The sequence below is a fragment of the Paenibacillus xylanivorans genome (assembly GCF_001280595.1).
Taxonomy (GTDB): domain Bacteria; phylum Bacillota; class Bacilli; order Paenibacillales; family Paenibacillaceae; genus Paenibacillus; species Paenibacillus xylanivorans.
The window spans coordinates 519,922-538,569 of the sequence record NZ_LITU01000070.1 but is presented as its reverse complement, the minus strand read 5'-3'; the positions used below and the strand labels follow the sequence as shown (position 1 = coordinate 538,569).

Below are 18,648 nucleotides of genomic sequence, written 5' to 3'. Positions count from 1 at the left end.
AGAGAGGAGAAGAAACCATCGTATGAAAGGGATTATTAATTTTTCACTGAACAACAAGTTTGCGATCTGGATTCTGACCATCATCGTTTCCTTCGCCGGTTTGTACAGCGGACTGACGATGAAGCAGGAGACCATTCCAAACATCAATGTGCCATTCCTGAATGTTACGGCCATTGACCCAGGGGCTGCTCCGGAAGGTATTGTGGAGGATGTCACCAAGCCATTGGAACAGACCTTAAGAAATGTAGAGGGAATTAAGACACTCACCTCCACCTCCATGGAGAATGCCTCTTCCATAACCCTCGAATTTGATTATGGTACTGATCTGAACAACGCTACCGCAGCGGTGCGCGAAGCACTGAATGAGGTGCAGTTGCCTGACGGCGTACAGAAACCAACCATCTCGAAGTTCAGCATCAACTCTTTCCCGGTTGTCTCGCTCAGCTTATCCGACAAGGATGGCGGCGATCTGGAACAATTGACTCGACTGGTTGAAACGGATATCCAGCCTGCACTCGAAGATATTGACGGTGTAGCTCAAGTCCAAGTTTCCGGCCAATTTGTTAAGGAAGTTCAACTGAAGTTTGACCAGAAAAAAATGAATGAACTAGGTTTGACTGAAGACACAGTCAACGGCATCGTTCAAGGTTCTTCTGTCCGTGTACCACTGGGACTGTTCGAACTGGACAAAGCACAGAAAGCTGTTGTTGTTGACGGCAATATCATCGATCTGGATGATCTGAAAAATCTAGCCATTCCGGTTGTACCAAGCGGTGCAGGCGCAGGCAGTGGTTCGGCCACAGCACCACAAGGCGCCGGCGCACAAGCTGGTGGAGCCACTCAAGGCTCTGCACAAGGTTCTAATCAGGTTCCGGGACAAGCCGCTGGCGGAAACGCCAGTGTGGGTAGCACTGCTGCCGCTAACGCACCTGGAATTCCAACGGTTAAATTAAGCGAGATCGCCAAAATTGAAGTCATTGGTCAGGCGGAATCCATTTCCCGTACAGACGGTAAGGAATCTATCGGGATTTCGATCGTGAAGTCCAATGATGCCAACACGGTTGATGTCGTCAAGGCGGTTAAAGACAAAGCGGAAGAATTGCAGACGCAGTTCAAAAATGCCGAACTGACTGTCTTGCTCGACCAAGGTAAACCGATCCAGGACTCCGTAAACACGATGTTGTTCAAAGCAATGTTTGGTGCTTTGTTCGCCATTTTGATCATTCTGTTGTTCCTGCGTGATATTCGCTCTACTATTATTTCCATTATCTCCATCCCGCTCTCCTTGCTCATGGCATTGACCGCGCTCAATATGATGGACATCACGCTGAACATGATGACGCTGGGTGCCATGACGGTTGCGATTGGACGGGTTGTCGATGACTCTATTGTCGTTATCGAGAATATCTATCGCAGACTGACACTCAAGGGAGAAAAGCTGAAAGGCCGTGAATTGATCCGGGAAGCTACCCGGGAAATGTTCATACCGATCCTTTCTTCCACGATTGTAACGATTGCGGTATTCCTGCCACTGGCACTGGTGAGTGGTATGGTTGGTGAGCTGTTCATGCCATTTGCCCTGACCATGGTATTTGCCTTGCTGGCATCCCTGATTGTGGCCGTTACGATTGTACCAATGCTGGCACACACGCTGTTCCGCAAAGGTCTGAAGAACAAGCAGAATCATGAAAAACCAGGCAAGATGGCGGAAGGATATAAACGCCTTCTGAACTGGACATTGTCACACAAACTCATTACGGTCGGCGTCGCTGTATTGCTGCTGGTCGGCAGTTTGTTCCTGTATCCGTTCATCGGTGCAAGTTTCCTGCCGGAACAACAGGATAAATATGTGACGATTACGTACAGCCCGGAAACTGGAGCTTTGCGTGAAGATGTTGAGAAAGAAGCGCTCGTAGCCGAGAAATGGTTGCTGACACAGCCAGGTCTGGAGAAAATGCAGTATTCCATCGGCGGCAGCAATCCACTGAGCAGTATGGGTGGCGGAAGCTCCAACTCTGCCCTGTTCTATATTGAATACAACGAAGATACGAAAGACTTTACAAAAGTGAAAGAACAGCTTGTGGAAGGTCTGAAGAAAGAAGTTACTGTAGGAACCTGGAGTGAGCTTGACATGTCCGGGGGTCTGGGAGGCAGCAGCTTGAGCCTTTCCATCTATGGTGACAATGTAGATCAGATCAAACCTGTCTCGGATGAGATTCTGAAACTGGTTGAAGCAGATACCGAATCCTTTGAAAAAGCCGACACCACGCTCTCCGATACCTATGGGCAATACACGCTCGTCGCAGATCAGGAGAAACTGAGCTCGCTGGGTCTGACTGCAGGCCAACTGGCCATGGCGCTTAGCCCTGCACGGGAACGTCCAGTGCTCACGGAAGTGGATATCGACAACAAAACGTATAAAGTCTATGTAGAGACAGACAAAAAGTCATTCAACAGCATTGCTGATATTGAAAACGAAAAAGTTACTTCGCCGCTCGGCATCGAAATACCAATCAAAGATGTCGCGAAAGTGGAAGAAGGCACCTCGCCGAACTCCATCATGCGTATTGACGGCAAAGTCGTCGTTCAAGTGTCAGCCAACATTTTGGCTTCCGATGTGCAAAAAGCTTCATCCAACTTGCAAGCCAACATCGACAAGCTGGATCTGCCGGATGGTGTGGAAGTGAAATTTGGCGGAACGACCGAACAGATTAATGATACATTTACTCAACTCGGTCTTGCTATGGTAGCAGCCATTGCCATTGTATACTTTGTGCTCGTCGTTACATTCGGCGGCGGACTGGCGCCATTTGCCATCCTGTTCTCTCTGCCGTTTACCATCATCGGTATTATGGTCGGCCTGTTCGTGGCTGGCGGTACGCTTGATGTCTCGGCCATGATGGGTGGACTGATGCTTATCGGGATCGTGGTCACCAATGCCATCGTCCTGATCGACCGTGTTATCCACAAGGAAAAAGAGGGTATGCCTACCCGTGAAGCCTTGCTGGAAGCCGGTGCAACACGTCTGCGTCCAATTCTGATGACAGCTCTGGCTACCATTGGTGCCTTGCTGCCACTGGTTACAGGACTTGAAGAAAGCGCAGGAATCATCTCGAAAGGTCTCGGCATTACCGTAATTGGCGGTCTGATCAGCTCCACGCTGCTGACTCTGGTTATCGTGCCAATCGTGTATGAGTTCCTGATGAAGTTCAAAAAGAAAAGAATCGAAGATTAATCGACATTGAAATTCTAACCTAGAACACCTCTTAGTCCATATTAGAATGGTTTGTACATTCTGATATCTGGCTAAGGGGTGTTTTACATTTAGCTACGATTGCTTACCCCTATTCCCGGTAATACATGAACACAGAAGACCCTTCTCCAAACAAAGACGATGTGATGAACAACCAGTACCAGATGCGGGCGTCAAGGTGCTGGCTGAAGGCACCACCCTCGTTCAGGCTGCTTCGCAGTTACTTCAAAGTGCGACGGCTGAAGAACCTCAACGAACACAGGTTGTGGATCAGGTTGTCGTGTTGATGGAGAATATCGCGGCCATTAGCCACAAAAACCGTTCCACGTCTTCCGAGGTGGAAGCCGAGATGGTCGAGCTTATTAACGACATGCTCCACGTTCAGCATTCATCGCACAATGTAGAAGCCATCACGGTCTTTTTGCAACAACTTGTCGGACAATTTCAACTGACCCATCCCGATAAAAACGCGATTACCTGACGTCATCATTGACGCGGATTGGAGAAATAGCTAAAATTTGATGCAACTGTTCGTTTAGACATTGTCGGTTCATTTCATATAGAAGCTTTCCAATCTGAATCAATGAAAGGGTGGTCTGCATGGAAATGCTCCAGGATTCTTTTGGCAGAATACATGACTACATCCGTATTTCTGTTACGGACCGCTGTAATTTGCGTTGTGTGTACTGTATGCCCGAAGAAGGCATGGAATTTGCCCCGCATGACCAAATTATGAGCTACGAGGAAATCGCCCAGGTGCTCAAAGTGTTGGCTCCTATGGGAATGCGCAAAGTCCGCCTGACCGGAGGCGAGCCACTGGTACGGAAAGATCTGCATCAACTTGTAAGTATGATCTCGGCCATTGACGGGATTGACGATATTGCTTTGACGACCAATGCATTGTTGCTGGACAAACAGGCTCAGGCCCTGAAAGACGCTGGACTGAACCGGATTAACATCAGTCTGGATTCCCTGCAGGCGAGCCGTTTCTCCATGATTACTCGCGGCGGGGATGTAAATAAGGTGCTGAAAGGCATTGAAGCCGCCACGGCAGTTGGACTTGCTCCGATCAAGCTGAATGTCGTGTTAATGAAGGGCATCAACGATGATGAGATTAAGGATTTCATTGCCATGACCATAGATCAACCACTGCATGTGCGCTTCATTGAATATATGCCGATTGGGCAGGCTTCCGATTCATGGCGCAAATCGTACTTGCCGCTGGAAGCCGTTACGGATGTATGCGCAGAAGCTGGTTGGACAGTGGAAAATACAGCAGGTCCGGCAGGGAATGGTCCATCGCGAAATATGAAGATTGCCGGTTCTCAAGGTACATTCGGATTAATTCATCCGGTGAGTGACCACTTCTGTGATAACTGCAACCGTCTCCGCCTGACAGCAGATGGGCATATCAAAGCTTGTCTGTACTGGTCGGATGAATACAACGTTCGCCGCTACGTAGATGCCCCCGATGCTATGGCAGCTCTCTTCCTCAAAGCCCTTGGCACCAAACCGAAGAATCATGAAATGGCGCTTGCCCTGGAGCGGAAAATGCAAAGCCATACACCGACAGTACGACGCATGTCCCAGATTGGTGGATAGGCAAACTTTATCTAACAGTCATTCCTGTTCATGTCTGGTACATCAAAGCAGAAGAAAATAACCACGTAAGCTCCCGATATACTTCTCAAAATACAGCCATTATCGATGTATCAAAAGCTGCTGAGGTCAGATGATCCTCAGCAGCTTTTTTGTCATGTATTTATCTTTTATCTAACCTTGTTGATCGATTTTCCTGATTCCATGATTAAAATAAAATTAATCTGCCGTATGCCCTCGCCAAGCCTTCAGGAATCCAGCAATTCTGACGATGTATATACAATACATCAAGATCATACGCACACATATATAGGAGTTGATCCAATTGAATATTGTTGAAGCAGTCGTTGCAGCCAGCCCTTATTTTAAAATCATGCTCAAGGAACACAATCTGATGATTGCTGTAACAGACACCGAGAAATTCTGGTATTATGTGCCCAGCGAGGATCTCGATCTTGGTATCAAGGCAGGGGACCCGATCTCGCTTGAAGATCCTACATTGCGCCGGGCCCTTATCGATGGTGAAACTTCAGCTAATCGTATTGAAGCGCATCACTACGGGACTGCCCTCAATTCGACAGCTACCCCGCTTCGCGATGAAGCAGGGAATATCGTGGGTGCGCTCGCAATCGGATTTTCACTCCAAAATGAGGAACAACTGGGGCACTTTACGGAATTGATCGGCAGCATCAGCGGCAGATTGACGGATATGGTTCAGACCGTAGCTGCTCAGTCCCAGCAGCTGACCGCTTCATCTTCACAGATTTTGGACAACACACGGATGGCGGTGCAAAATTCCAGTGAAGTCACCAAAGTGGCTTCATTCATTCGCGAAATTTCAGAACAGACGAACCTGCTAGGTTTAAATGCTGCCATTGAAGCGGCTCGAGCAGGAGAAGCAGGAGCCGGCTTTGGCGTTGTTGCTACCGAAGTGCGCAAATTATCCACCGGAACCAAAGAAGCCACAGTGAACATTGAACGCTCCTTGAAGGAAGTACAGCATTCCATTCGTCAGATGGAGCAGGAGATTACATCCATCGCCCAGTCCAGCAACCAACAAGCCGAGCTCGTCACCGAGTTCAGCGAGGTGATTGATCAACTGAACAACGCATCCAAGGATCTCAAAGCTTTCATTGAATCCATGCTACTGAAGGCAGAATAATATAGAGTACTCATTTGGCGCATTTAGCATAAAGCCAGCATACCTACAATCCCCACACGTGCAGCGTGAGGGGATTCTTTTCTATTTTTACGAGAAGACCAGCTTCCACAGCATCATGCCCGCCATTCCGACCATGACTACAGCGGACAACCGATTGAAGAAAACACTGACCCGGCCTGTACGATCTGTTCTTCCAATAAGCCTGCCTGCACCTGCTAGTCCCAGAAACCATACCCATGATACCACTGCCGCCGTTATGGCAAAATAAAAGCGTGCCACCCCTTCGTATTGAAGTGAACTGGTGCCAATTACGGCTATCGTGTCCAGCAGGGCATGCGGATTAAGCAAGGAAACGGAAGCAGCAAAGGCGATCTGCCGTCCCGCAGACAGCACGGCTGCTGAACCATTCGCAGGCCCAGATGACCTCCAAATGCTCCATGCCATATAGAGCAAAAACAAGCTCCCTCCTGCATACAATACAGTCGCCAGCAGCGGCCATTGCAGCAAAATGAGGGACACCCCTCCGACCGCTGCTCCAATCAACAACGTATCACTGAGTCCTGCGGTTACTATAGCTGGCAGCGCCCGCGCATAACTTCGCTGACTCATGCCCTGATTAAAAATAAATACATTTTGTACACCGAGTGGCAAGATCAGGCCAAACGCCAGCACCACCGCGTGAATAATTACACCCATCGTTCATCCCCCTTAGACATGTCTCCATAGTAGAGGAGATAACGTCAGGCGTAACCAACCACTTGGATGGCATTGGAACCAACCAAATGATATAGTGTTCGAAATAAGAGAAAACGTAAATACATCACTCATTCCAAAAAGGAGGCAAACCTGCGCATGAATCGTTCCGATACTCTACGTGGGGGTAGCTGGAAGCCGGACCCCTCCCATTCCTTGCCTCTGTACCGTCAGATTGAGGTCTATATCAGCGAAAAAATTACTGCCGGGGAATGGACAGCAGGATATCGGCTTCCTTCACAACGAACATTGGCTCAATCCATGGGTGTGAACCGCAGCACGCTGGTCACTGCATTGGAAAATCTGGCTGCCGCAGGCATGATTGAAGGCAGACATGGAGGCGGAACATATGTCTGCGGCTCCGGCTGGCATGCACTGGCTCACGGAGCCCTGCCCAACTGGGAGGAAGCCATCGAAGAAGGCTGGTATTACCCCAATCTGCCAGAGGTACAGCAGATTAACCGGGCTGAGTTCCAGCCAGGCATCATCAGGCTTGGTACAGGTGAGCTTGCACCTGAGCTGATGCCCCAGAAGGCTTTTAACGACATCCTCCATGCTCTATCCAGTCGTTCTCGTACACTAAACTACCTCGAACCTCAGGGTAGTCTGGAGCTCCGTCAGGCTTTGTCCGTTTACTTGCAAGCAAGCGGCATCCAAGCCTCCCCTGACTCCATTCTGATCGTATCCGGCTCTCTCCAGGCACTGCACCTTATTTCAGTTGGTCTTCTACCCCGCGGATCGGCAGTTCTGCTGGAGAAACCATCTTATCTGTACTCCATTCACGCCTTCCAATCGGCAGGATTGAAAATGAGCGGCATTCCGATGGATGCCGAAGGATTACACATTCCGCGACTGGAAGATGCTGTACAGAACAATACAAACAAGGACAGCATCTCGCTGCTCTATACGATTCCGAGCTTCCACAACCCTACCGGCTCCGTCATGAGTGACAGCCGCCGGGAAGAGCTGCTCGCCACAGCGCGGAACACCGGCATCTCTCTGTTGGAGGATGCCGCCTACACCGACCTGTGGCTGGACGAGCCCCCGCCACCATCGCTGAAGGCGCGTGATAAAGAAGGACGGGTGCTGCATATGGGCACCTTGTCCAAGGCGGTCAGCCCCGGTCTGCGCCTCGGCTGGCTGGTTGGGCCGGAGCCGGTCATCCGTCGCCTCGCAGACATCAAGATGCAGACGGATTATGGCACCAGCTCCCTCGCTCAGGAGGCTGCTGCACTCTGGTTTGCCGATGGATACCATGAGCAGCATATGGATCGTCTACGACCAGAACTTCGAAGACGCAGAGACTTGATGCTTGATCTTCTGCAACGTGATTTCGGTGAATTTGCCGAGTGGAGCGTACCTGCCGGAGGCTTTTATATCTGGCTCCGATTTACTGTTGACCCTCTCTCCATTCGCGAACTGTTCCATGCCTGTCTGGAGAATCATGTGCTGATTCATCCGGGATATCTCTATGACCGCCTGGATGCAGAACACATTCGTCTGTCCTACGCCTATGCTTCACCGGATGAGATGGAGCATGGTCTGCACTTGCTGGCACAGGCAGTCAAGAAGCTGATGGCATGATGAAATGAAAAACCGCCTTGATCGGAAGGGATTACATCCCTCAGATCAAGGCAGTTTGTTCGAACTTTAGTATAAATGAGACCAATACTTCCAGGTCGCAGGTTTTCTTTATCCTTTTACCGCTCCCTCTGCAATGCCCTCCATGATGAACTTTTGGAAGAACGCATAGATGAGAACCACCGGAATCGCGGTAAGTACCAGAGAAGACAGAATCAGCGGCCATTCCTTGTTGTACTCGCCAAACAGCATGTTCGTGGAGAGAATCAACGTATAACGATTCACATCCGTCAGCATGAGCAGTGGCAACAGGAAGTCATTCCAGATCCACAGGAAGTCCAAAATGGCGATGGTGACTGTAATCGGCAGCAACAATGGAAAGATAATCTGGAAGAACGTCTGGAACTCATTGCATCCATCCATCTGTGCCGACTCTTCCAATTCACGCGGGATGGACTTAACAAACCCGTGATACAGGAAGATAGCCATGTTCACACCAAGTCCGATATAGATCAGTGCCAGGCCGTATGTGCTTCCTTGGACGTGAAGTCCTTTGGCTACCCGTGTCAACGGAATCATGATCGAGTGAAAAGGTACGAGCATGGAAGCCACGAACAGGAAGAAGATCAGGTTGCTCAATCTGCCTGAGGTACGCGACAGCTTGTATCCGGCCAATGAAGCGCAGAATACGATACCACCAATGCCCAGGAAGGACACGATTGCCGAGTTCAATGAGCTGCCCAGCAAGTTGATTTTGTTAAACGCATCCGAATAGTTTTCCCAATGAAATGTCGTAGGGAGCGCAATAAAGGACTGGAACATTTCGCCTTGAGTTTTGAATGAGTTCACAATCGCCATGTAGATTGGCAGCATTGCGACGAGGGAGCCCAGCACCAGCAGCAGTCGAATCAAGTAGCTGTTAATTCGTTGCATCCTCATGCTTCCACCTCTTTCTTCTTCATCACCGTAATCTGAATGAGTGTGAAGATGAGCACGATGACGAATAACACAACCGACTTGGCACTGGCATAGCCGTATCTAAAGTTGTTGGAGAATGCCTCTTCATAGATATTCATCGTAATGACCTGAGTGGCTCTGCCTGGACCGCCACCTGTCAGACCGTACACGACTTCAAATACTTTGAAGGCTCCGTTCAGCGTTAGGAAGAAACAGATCGTCACGGCATGAGTAATCATCGGCAATACGACATTACGCAGCACTTGAAATGCATTGGCTCCATCTATTACAGCGGCTTCCTTCAGGCTCTTCGGAACACCTTGCAGGGCAGCCAGATAGATGATCATCATATACCCCACACCATTCCAGAGCGATACGATCAGGATGGAGTAGAATGAGAATTTCGGATCACCCAGCCATTGCTGGTCCAGAAAAGTGAAAGCAAGCTTTTCGGCTAACTGCGGCAGCACTTGTGAGAAGATGAATGTCCACATAAAGGCGCTAATGATCGTACTGATCATATTCGGCATGAAAAACAGTGTCCGGAATAACCCCTTGCTGCGCGTCCGTGTCTCAATGAACACGGCGAGCAGCAAGGCAATCCCGTTTTGCAGAATCAACATAAACACCACATATTTCAGCGTGAACCACAGGGAATTCAGAAAGTCGGGATCTTCCTTGAACAGCTCAACGAAGTTCCCCAGACCGATAAAACTGTAATCCCGGTTCAGACCATTCCAGTCCGTCAAGCTGTAGAACAAGCCGCTAAATGTGGGATACAGCAGGAAAATGGCATAGATGACAAAGGCAGGCGCAGTGAACGCGAGCAGCGACAGATACTTCTTGAACACATTCGTAGCCATTGGTTCTCCCCCTTTTCACTCTAAGCAGACTCGTGTAAACGGGGGAACGATGACCGTTCTGCCCAGCCGTTTCATCTGCTTACTTGTTGACTTTGTTGTAGGATTTCCACGCCTTGTCGAGCGCAGCAATCACCTGCTGCTGATCCAATTGTCCGGAGTAGTAACCTTGCAGCGCTTTGCCTGATTCATCCTTAACAGCTTGAGGAATGGATGGATCCTGATACGCCTTGCCTTCATTTACATATTTCAGGGCATCGTCTACCCAAGGGAAGCTTTTGAAGTCATGGATTTTGGCAACCGGATTGAATTTGAGTGCTTCATAGAATGCACTTGAATCCTTGTCATCCAGAACATAGTTTACGAAGTCGAGTGCCACTTCCTTGTTCTTGCTGGAGGAAGATACGGCCAGTGAAGTCGATGTGCTCAGATTGATTTTGGTATCATCCGGATTGTCATTGATTGGCAGTGGCGCTACACCGAAGTTGATGTCCGGATTGGACTTCAGGATGGTTTCCGCGAACCAAGGTCCTTGAATCCACATTGCTGCTTTGCCTGTTGCAAAGGCTGCCGATCCATCATCGCCGCCCACTTCAAGCGCTTTCTCCGTTCCATTGGCATTGACGAGATCGAAGATGTCGAACAATGCTTTCATATCCGAGAAGGAACCTTGATCCTGATTCATCTTATCCAGGAAGTCTTTGTGTTCTGACTGAGTCAGTGCACCCACGGTAAGTGGCAGGAAAAGTTGTGGAATCCAAGCCTCTTTGTACGACAGTTCAAACGGTGTGATATTGGCTGCTTTCAGCTTTTCCACGACCGCTTTCATTTCCGTCAAAGTGGTTGGTACCTCTAGCCCCTGCTCTTTGAAAATATCCTTATTGTACAGGTACCCCCAAGATAACGTTTCCAAAGGAACGGCCACGACTTTACCCGACGCATCCGTTACGGAAGGTTTGACGGAATCAAGTAATTTATCGACAAAAGGTTGACCCGACAGGTCTTCCAGATAACCCGCTTTGCTGAATGGTGGAATTTCATTCACCGCATGAAGGGCGAACACGTCCGGTGCATCGTTGGAGGCCAGTCGTGTTTTCAGAATCTGCGGCGCATTATCTGCTGGCGGCATCTCCAGCTGCACATTGACCTCAATATTTTTTTCGGCTTTCTCCTTGGCTTTGAACTGTTCTATATATTTATCGTAATGTTCTTTCAGCCGCGGCTGCGCAATGAATACTTTGAGGGACACCGTACTGCCCGAAGCAGCTCCCTCCGTCGAACCATCCGTACCCGCATTGGAACCGCAGCCTGCGAGCAGAACACTCACAAGTACCGCACTTGCTACGCTTTTCCATACTTTCATCTCTTATGACCTCCCGGTGTAACTGGTTTGTCTTTCATAGGATCATTATATATCACGAAATGAAAGCGCTTCATTGGACAAAATTAGACTCGTTTATTGGATTATTTTAAACCTTAATCCAACCATAAACGCTCTGTGAATGAATTAGTCGGGGCTGTTATCTGACACACGAGGCTGTCCCTTTCGCATCTCCCCGGGCGAAACTCCGAAGTGTTTCTTGAATACCCGGTAAAAGTAAGATACATCCTCATAACCTGTCATCTCGGCAATATGCTTGAATGGAATCTGATCATCCAGCACCCATTCCTTTGCTCTTGCCATGCGTAACTGGACAATATAGTCGGTCACATTCACGCCGTATTCTTTTTTGAATACCTTGCTGAGATATTCTTTGCTGACAAAAAAGATCTGGGCGAGCTGCTCCAGCGTAATCATCTCCATGCAGTGCTGCTCGATGTGTTGCTTCACCTCGTCCAGGTTCAGCTTGTTCTTGAATTTGCGCTGCGTAATCAGCTGCTCCAACGAAGTATAGTATGATGCCGATATCCAATCTATCGCCGATGCGATGGACGCCAGAGCCGTCGGCGGCGGGAGCACAGCTGCTACGGGTTGCTCGCATAAGCCGTTGGAAACACACAGCTCACCCAGTAGCGTCTGCAATTCGTATGCGATCCGCCCAAGCTGTTGAGGTCTTTGAATGCCACTGGTATCGAGCCGTTGCTCCAGCTGTTGGAACAGCTCCCGTAATCCCTGAACATTCAAGTCGTTAAAACGCAGGCGTGCCTGATGCTGGAACAACGAGAATTCCCCCGAAAAAGCGGAAGGATATGGTTCCCAGGACTCTGGCCCGGATTCGGTCTTTTCCAATTCTCGTTTACATTTAGCCAGAACGTTATTCAATTCATCAGGATTCACGGGCTTGAGCAGATAATCAGCGGCACGGTGACGAATCGCATGCTTCGCATAATTGAAATCATCATATCCGCTGACTACAATCACTTTGATATGCGGATATTGTGCGCTCAGCGTCTGGAGCAGTTCCACGCCGTCTGTACCCGGCATACGCATGTCTGTAATGATAATATGGGGTTGGTGCTGCTCTACCAGCCGGATCGCCTCTCCTCCATCCTCTGCCTCATCTGCAACCACCATGCCAAGCTCATCCCACGTGCCCAAATTGCGCAAAATATCTCTGTTCCATGGCTCGTCATCCACTATTAACACTCTATAATGATCTTTGTTCACGAGATCTCGCCTCCTGTATGGCAAGGAATTCGAACAGTAACACTCGTTCCCTGTCCTTCCCTACTCTCCATGTTCATGCCGTATGCAGGCCCAAAGTGCATCACAATGCGTGATGCGGCATTGACCAGTCCAATGCTTGTCCCCGAGCTCCATACCCTGTCACCTTGCTGGGACAGCTTGGACAGCCTGGATTGCATCTCGGCCAGCCTCTCTTGATCCATACCCACCCCATTATCGGAAATGCGGATGGTTACTTCATGATCCCGTCGGACAACTTCAATGTTCAATTTCCACTCTCCCTGCTTTCTCTCCAGACCATGGACAAATGCATTCTCCACAATCGGCTGCAGGGACAACTTGGGAATATAGCAGTCTCCCAGCCCGCCTTCAATCTCCAGTTTATATTCAAGTCTGCTGGCAAAACGCTGCTTCTGGATGAGCATATAATGCTCCAGTTGGTCCAATTCGGACTGCAATGGCACGAGACCATCCGGCGCTCTGACAATATAACGGAACATCTCACTTAATGCACGAATCACTTTGTAACTGTCTGCAGGCTTCTGTGAATACACCATACCTCCGATCATCTGCAATGTGTTTTGCAGAAAATGCGGGTGAATCTGGGACTGAAGCGCTTTGAGCTCAGCAGTCTGTTTCTCCAGGTTCATCAGATAATTGTCCCGGATATGTTCCCGGATGCGACTTGCCATACCATGCAGATTTGTCTCCAGCAGACCAATCTCATCCACCCGACCACTGCGCACCACTTCCTTGTCTTTGATCAGTTGGATTCCCTTCATGGAATTTGCCAGTGTAACAATCGGTTTGGATGTTCGCCAAGCCACAAGTGCTGCCAACAACACCGAGACTACGGTAGCCAACCCACCCACAACAAGACCATACTTCATCGTTTCCATCGCACTCTCATTGATGACATGGGAAGGAACAATTTTGATCAGCCGCATTCCTGATGGGTCAATGGCATGATAGAATACATATTCCTTGGCTGTTCGAATGAAACCGGAGCTATCCTTCGTAGCTGCGAGTCTTTCCAGCGCTTCTGCTGAAGGCTGTATCTCTTTGTTTGGCTGATAGACCGGACTTCCCGTACTATCCGCGATGTACACCGCATAATCTCCCCGGCTGTCCAGCAATTCCAGCGTCTGATTGAATTCGGCCCACTTGACTTCCAGACTGATCGCGCCGATCTGCGCCTGATCCTCGAAACGGTTCATGCTGCGGGTCATATGAAACTTCTCTGAATCATTCGGATCGTTAATAATCGTAAAATCCTTATGGTGCTCAAAAAGTTCATCGTATGCCGAAGGAATGTCCGGGACCGATCGGATTCGGCTTTCCATTGAGTTAAAGGTGAACAACGTATCCAGTTCCTTCAGGTATAATTCCACACCAAATACATAGTTACCAGCCGAATAATATACACTGTTCAGCATGTTGAACACCGCCTTCTGCTCATCGAATCGGCTGGCAGCTGGAGCATCCTGATTCAATGCCAAATACTGATGCAGCTCATCACTGATCTGAATGGAATAGATGAGATTGTTCATCCGCGCGAATTGTTCACCCAAATAGATGGAGGCCCAATTCATATTTGCACGGTTGGTCTCCATGATCTCTTCTTCCATCGAAGAACGGGTATTCTCGGCCGCTACAACCGTCATGGCAATTACGGGCAAAATCGTCAGAAACGTCATGGTGAGTATCAATTTGTTGCGAATGCTGCGTTTGAACGGATCAATAAGCTTCCGATATAATTCGGTAAACACGAGGCATCCACTCCTGAGCTATGAGCTAAAATAAGATAAACGCCCCAGCATGAAGCCGAGGGCGCTTTGGTCTTGGTATTCTTTTTATAATCATTGAAAACAGACTTGTCAATTCATTTATGATTTCCCATTATTGCTCAATAATGCAGAACCCCCACGGTTCCAGTTCAATGTTGTGCCCTCCGGACACCGCTGTTCCTGCCAAAAGTTCCGTTCCATCTCCGTAGGCATTCACGAACGAAGTCGCCTGATCGGAGTAGTTAAAGAAATACCGAATCGTATTCCCTTGCTCATTCACTCCGCTCTTCACGATGATTGGAAAAGCCAATTCCTGATCGGCTCCCCACAGTCCGGCTTCCTTCATGACACTTTCCAGCACTTTGCGGATCACCTCGGAGCTGGTATAACATCCAACGTACGTCGCTTTGCCCTTACCATAGGCATTCTGGGTAATTGCCGCATATTCACCCCAGTGAGCATGATCATACCAGGCCAGTACTTCAGCGGTTGTTGGCGTAATGAGCTCCATCCAGGTGTGAATCTGATTCTGTTCCTCTCCAACCTCGAACGGATCATCTCGCAGCGACACATTTTTCGGCTCAACGAACAGGTTGTAACTGATGCCACAAGCCTCACTGATCAGTCCAGGCTGGCGGGTAGAGCGGACCTTAATGTGTTCATTGGCGAACCCGCTCTTAAAGGAGTAAACGACATGCCCACCATCCTGTACAAATTGGTTCAGCCTCTCAAGCAAGGCATCGGAAGCTGCGTACAAAGCAGGCACAACAATTACATCATAGCCTTCATAACTCTCAGCAGACGGATCAATCAGATCACAGCCTATGTTCATTTTGTATAATTCGTCATACATCCAGCGCACAACGTCATTGTATTTTTTGTCACTGGTAAAATTAAACCCGAACCACTTAATTGCAGTCAATGCCTCATTGCTGAACAGCACTGCTACCCGATTTGTTTTCTTCAAATTCACCAGCTGTGGGCTGAGTCTGGCAAAATCCCGGCCGATCGTCTTGGCCTCGTTGTATACCGGATTCGGTTCAAAATCGTGGCTCAGCAATCCTTTCCAATACGTCTCGAACGAATTATGCAAGGAATGCCAGTGCCAATAGGCGACCATGTTGGCTCCGGAGGCCAAGTGGCTAAACGCCTGAAGGCGAAGCTGTCCCGGATAAGGAACCCAGTGCCAGAATGCCTGTGCTTCCGTCTCCAGTACGAGATAGTTTGATTGTTTGGTGGAGCGCGCCACGTCACCGCCGAATGAAATCTCAATGCCTGTCAGCTCATCCTGCGACGGATGATAGATGTCCACACTGGTGATGTCAAAAGGCTTGGATGCGGCAAAATGGTCCACATCCCCCTGAATGCCGTACGAATATCCACGCCAATCGAAGTCAAAGTTCTGGGTAACAAACTGCCCTTCCTGCTTGTACTCATTTACAATTCCGACCTGCCACGCTAGAAAATCGGTTACCAGTTGGCGTTGGAATTTGGCAAATTCAGCTCCGAGACTGCCATTGATCGTACCGACAACCGAAGGGAAGTCCTCCCAGCTATTGATGCGGTTACTCCAATAATCCAGCCCAAATTCCTTGTTCAGTTCATCCAGTGAGCTGAACTTGTTACGCATATATTTGACGAATTGTAATTGTACGTTATCTCCAGCGGTGTTGTAATGCTTCGTTTCATTATCCGTCTGATAACCAATCACGGCAGGGTGTCTGCTGACACGGGAAATCAGCTTGCGAATGATACGTTCCGCATAGAACAGAAACGTCGGATGTGTAATGTCCATAATTTGCCGCGCACCATATTTACCTGGTCCCTGCACCGTTGTTGCCAGAACACCCGGGTGCTCCTTGACCATCCACGTCGGAACAGCATACGTAGGGGTACCAACGATGACCTGAATGCCCGCCGCGTGCATGGCATCCAGTACACGATCTACGGAGGAGAAGTCGAAGACGCCACTCTGCGGTTCATGTGTACTCCAGGTTGATTCCGCAATCCGCACCACATTGATGCCTGCATCCTTCATCATCTGAATATCCTTGTCCAATCGCTCGTAAGGCATATATTCATCATAATAGGCTACCCCGTACAATAACTTGTCCATGTTAAAATCCCCTTATCATATGGAAGTATGGAGCTCTTGGCATTTATACAAAATGAAATAATTCATTTGAAAAATGATAACGTTTACATTAATATCTATTGAAGTACATTAGATGCTCATCCATCTGTCCAAACGCCCTCCTGCTCTGCGATTTTCAATGTTGGCGTTAAACTGATTATAATGAAGTATACTATGGGTGCCGATTGTACAAAGCGAGTTGTTTTTACCCTTTTCCGAGGTGAATCTCATGGATATCCGATCACAGCTTAGAGAAATGCCACATCATACAATGGCTCACTGGCTGCCTATTATCGACTGTAACATTAAATTCTATGGAGCGCACAGCCAACAAGTTCCATACGGTTGGGCGATGCCGGAGGAATCCCATCCGGGCTTTGAAATGATGCTGATTATAAAGGGTACCCAGGAGAGCGTGATTCACGGGTATACCTATACAGTTGAGGCAGGTTCCATTCTGCTGATTCCACCAGGATTCAAGCATACAAACCAATGTGTTTCACCTGAGGGCATGATGTATTTCAGTGCTCATTTTAATGTGGATGATCCTGTATTCACCCTGAAGCTGATGTCACATCACAGCCGAATCTATGAGGCAGGCACCACAGATAACATGCTAATACGTCCCGTCCTGGAGAACTGGATGAACATGATCAGAACATCGGAGGCATACACTTCCACAGACAAATTTATAATGCAGGCACGCATGTTTGAACTATTTGCCCTGTTATCCCAGGCAGCTGACCGTGAACCACAACCCACACGAACTGATGCTTCGCCTAATGCTCCAGCTCCAGCAGCCATGCATTATGCAGGGGCCATCGCAGAAGCCATCAAACAAGCATTCCATACGCAACTTCGAATCAAGGAGGGTAATGTATCCACCGTCAAAGTGGAGCAGATCATATCCTCGTTTGGCATCAGTCCAGGTTATGGGTTGCAGATCTTCCGCAAAGTGTACGGACAATCTCCACGAGCCTATCTGTCCAGCCTGAAACTGCAGGAAGCCAAAGTGCTGATCGAACAGCCGAAGCTCTCTCTGGGTGAAATTGCATGGAAGCTGGGCTATACCCATCTGTCCCACTTTAGTCGGCAATTCAAGCGATGGACTGGCCAGAGCCCGCTTCAATATCGCAATTCCGTTCAGGATATATCCAACGAGTCGGGTCCAGCGCACCAGAGTTCGGGGACCGAATTGGAATGAGGAAGGTATAAGAGAGCTAGATGTTAAATGTGATGATGAATGAACTCATGGTTAGAGACGTCCTATCGGTTACGAATAAGCTCATACTCTTCCGGCGTATTCATATTGCTCAGCTGAATTGCCACATCATGGACGCCAGCGCTTTCCAGCTCATCCACGTCGACATATCGGCAACCGATTTCTTCAAGCCATTGGGTTACCCTTAGTCTGTCATCTATTAAGCGCTGTTCAAGTTCGGGGAGAATACGTTTATGGTAAGCACCTGCAAGCGGATGAACCCGCCCTGCCAATCGCGGAACGATCGCATGATGCTCTTGACCAGATTCGGTGAGCCTCTTCATGCCGTTGAAAAAGGGTAGCTCTAGCAGCGGCATATCACAGGCACAGACAAGGTTCCAGCCCGTCTCCGAGGCTTCAAGCGCAGCGTGCAGTCCTGCGAGCGGCCCTTTCCCTGGGTAATAATCCTGAACGCAGTCGTAGGGCAAAGCGTTGTATGCAGCCGTGTTGTTTCCTGCGGAAACGATAATACGATTCACAGCTGGTGTCATCGCTTGGATGACCTGTTCCAGCACGCTGAAACCATTCCATTCCAATAATGCTTTATTGGAACCCATACGGCGGGATAAGCCTCCTGCCAATATAATACCTGTCCATTCTATTGTGCTCACGGTAGTCCTCCTCGTTCAATAAACGTATTCTATACATTGAATACCCTTTCAACAAATGATACAT

Annotated in this window: 14 protein-coding genes; 6 read left to right on the top strand and 8 right to left on the bottom strand. The window is 48.8% G+C overall.

The features are described 5' to 3' along the window. Window positions 1-22 precede the first annotated feature (22 nt). The 4 genes from AMS66_RS22100 to AMS66_RS34585 all read left to right on the top strand — a co-directional run bounded on the left by AMS66_RS22100 (window position 23) and on the right by AMS66_RS34585 (window position 6,014). Window positions 23-3,235 (top strand): efflux RND transporter permease subunit, encoded by a 3,213-nt coding sequence (locus tag AMS66_RS22100; protein WP_053782820.1) that lies wholly within the window; start codon window positions 23-25, stop codon window positions 3,233-3,235. A gap of 196 nt (window positions 3,236-3,431) precedes the next feature. Beyond that, window positions 3,432-3,734: a hypothetical protein gene (locus AMS66_RS22095; protein WP_053782819.1), complete on the top strand. Its 303-nt coding sequence runs from the start codon at window positions 3,432-3,434 to the stop codon at window positions 3,732-3,734. A 119-nt stretch (window positions 3,735-3,853) separates the two neighbouring features. Beyond that, on the top strand, window positions 3,854-4,855 hold the full coding sequence (gene moaA, locus AMS66_RS22090) for a GTP 3',8-cyclase MoaA (RefSeq protein WP_053782818.1): 1,002 nt from the start codon (window positions 3,854-3,856) through the stop codon (window positions 4,853-4,855). Between the two features lie 322 nt (window positions 4,856-5,177). After that, a complete protein-coding gene (locus AMS66_RS34585) occupies window positions 5,178-6,014 on the top strand; it encodes a methyl-accepting chemotaxis protein (RefSeq protein WP_053782817.1) in 837 nt (278 codons plus the stop codon). 87 nt (window positions 6,015-6,101) lie between these two features. Here the strand turns inward: AMS66_RS34585 and AMS66_RS22080 are convergent, their stop codons facing one another. Next, complete coding sequence (locus AMS66_RS22080; RefSeq protein ID WP_053782816.1) at window positions 6,102-6,710, bottom strand: LysE/ArgO family amino acid transporter; 609 nt, start codon at window positions 6,708-6,710, stop codon at window positions 6,102-6,104. A gap of 156 nt (window positions 6,711-6,866) precedes the next feature. Here AMS66_RS22080 and AMS66_RS22075 point away from each other — a divergent pair, with 156 nt between their 5' ends. Continuing rightward, entirely contained in the window at window positions 6,867-8,351 is a 1,485-nt protein-coding gene (locus tag AMS66_RS22075) for an aminotransferase-like domain-containing protein (protein WP_053782815.1), read from the top strand. A 108-nt stretch (window positions 8,352-8,459) separates the two neighbouring features. Here the strand turns inward: AMS66_RS22075 and AMS66_RS22070 are convergent, their stop codons facing one another. From AMS66_RS22070 to AMS66_RS22045, 6 genes are all read right to left on the bottom strand, one after another. After that, window positions 8,460-9,287 (bottom strand): carbohydrate ABC transporter permease, encoded by an 828-nt coding sequence (locus AMS66_RS22070; protein WP_024632759.1) that lies wholly within the window; start codon window positions 9,285-9,287, stop codon window positions 8,460-8,462. Beyond that, window positions 9,284-10,168 carry a carbohydrate ABC transporter permease gene (locus AMS66_RS22065; protein WP_053782814.1) on the bottom strand — a complete coding sequence of 295 codons (885 nt, stop codon included), beginning with the start codon at window positions 10,166-10,168 and terminating at the stop codon, window positions 9,284-9,286. Before AMS66_RS22065 ends, AMS66_RS22070 begins: the two co-directional genes overlap by 4 nt. A gap of 79 nt (window positions 10,169-10,247) precedes the next feature. Next, window positions 10,248-11,528, bottom strand: coding sequence for an ABC transporter substrate-binding protein (locus AMS66_RS22060; protein WP_053782813.1), 1,281 nt, complete (start codon window positions 11,526-11,528; stop codon window positions 10,248-10,250). A gap of 144 nt (window positions 11,529-11,672) precedes the next feature. Next, window positions 11,673-12,773, bottom strand: coding sequence for a response regulator (locus tag AMS66_RS22055; RefSeq protein WP_053782812.1), 1,101 nt, complete (start codon window positions 12,771-12,773; stop codon window positions 11,673-11,675). Beyond that, complete coding sequence (locus tag AMS66_RS22050) at window positions 12,770-14,560, bottom strand: sensor histidine kinase (RefSeq protein ID WP_053782811.1); 1,791 nt, start codon at window positions 14,558-14,560, stop codon at window positions 12,770-12,772. The genes AMS66_RS22055 and AMS66_RS22050 overlap by 4 nt, the downstream gene beginning before the upstream one ends. A 130-nt stretch (window positions 14,561-14,690) precedes the next feature. Further along, window positions 14,691-16,694: a beta-galactosidase gene (locus AMS66_RS22045; RefSeq protein WP_053782810.1), complete on the bottom strand. Its 2,004-nt coding sequence runs from the start codon at window positions 16,692-16,694 to the stop codon at window positions 14,691-14,693. Window positions 16,695-16,941: 247 nt separating this feature from the next. On the opposite strand from AMS66_RS22045, the gene AMS66_RS22040 reads away from it, so the two are divergent. Continuing rightward, entirely contained in the window at window positions 16,942-17,916 is a 975-nt protein-coding gene (locus tag AMS66_RS22040; RefSeq protein WP_082350834.1) for an AraC family transcriptional regulator, read from the top strand. Window positions 17,917-17,978: 62 nt separating this feature from the next. Here AMS66_RS22040 and mobA read toward each other — a convergent pair whose 3' ends face one another. Further along, window positions 17,979-18,584, bottom strand: a complete 606-nt coding sequence (gene mobA / locus AMS66_RS22035; protein ID WP_053782809.1) for a molybdenum cofactor guanylyltransferase — start codon at window positions 18,582-18,584, stop codon at window positions 17,979-17,981. Window positions 18,585-18,648: the final 64 nt, after the last annotated feature.

What these genes read in the sequence shown, in the direction of transcription:
- AMS66_RS22100 (WP_053782820.1), top strand. Translation starts at nt 23, where the DNA reads ATGAAAGGGATTATTAATTTTTCACTGAACAACAAGTTTGCGATCTGG.
- moaA (WP_053782818.1), top strand. Translation starts at nt 3,854, where the DNA reads ATGGAAATGCTCCAGGATTCTTTTGGCAGAATACATGACTACATCCGT.
- AMS66_RS22080 (WP_053782816.1), bottom strand. Translation starts at nt 6,710, where the DNA reads ATGGGTGTAATTATTCACGCGGTGGTGCTGGCGTTTGGCCTGATCTTG.
- AMS66_RS22075 (WP_053782815.1), top strand. Translation starts at nt 6,867, where the DNA reads ATGAATCGTTCCGATACTCTACGTGGGGGTAGCTGGAAGCCGGACCCC.
- AMS66_RS22070 (WP_024632759.1), bottom strand. Translation starts at nt 9,287, where the DNA reads ATGAGGATGCAACGAATTAACAGCTACTTGATTCGACTGCTGCTGGTG.
- AMS66_RS22065 (WP_053782814.1), bottom strand. Translation starts at nt 10,168, where the DNA reads ATGGCTACGAATGTGTTCAAGAAGTATCTGTCGCTGCTCGCGTTCACT.
- AMS66_RS22060 (WP_053782813.1), bottom strand. Translation starts at nt 11,528, where the DNA reads ATGAAAGTATGGAAAAGCGTAGCAAGTGCGGTACTTGTGAGTGTTCTG.
- AMS66_RS22045 (WP_053782810.1), bottom strand. Translation starts at nt 16,694, where the DNA reads ATGGACAAGTTATTGTACGGGGTAGCCTATTATGATGAATATATGCCT.
- AMS66_RS22040 (WP_082350834.1), top strand. Translation starts at nt 16,942, where the DNA reads ATGGATATCCGATCACAGCTTAGAGAAATGCCACATCATACAATGGCT.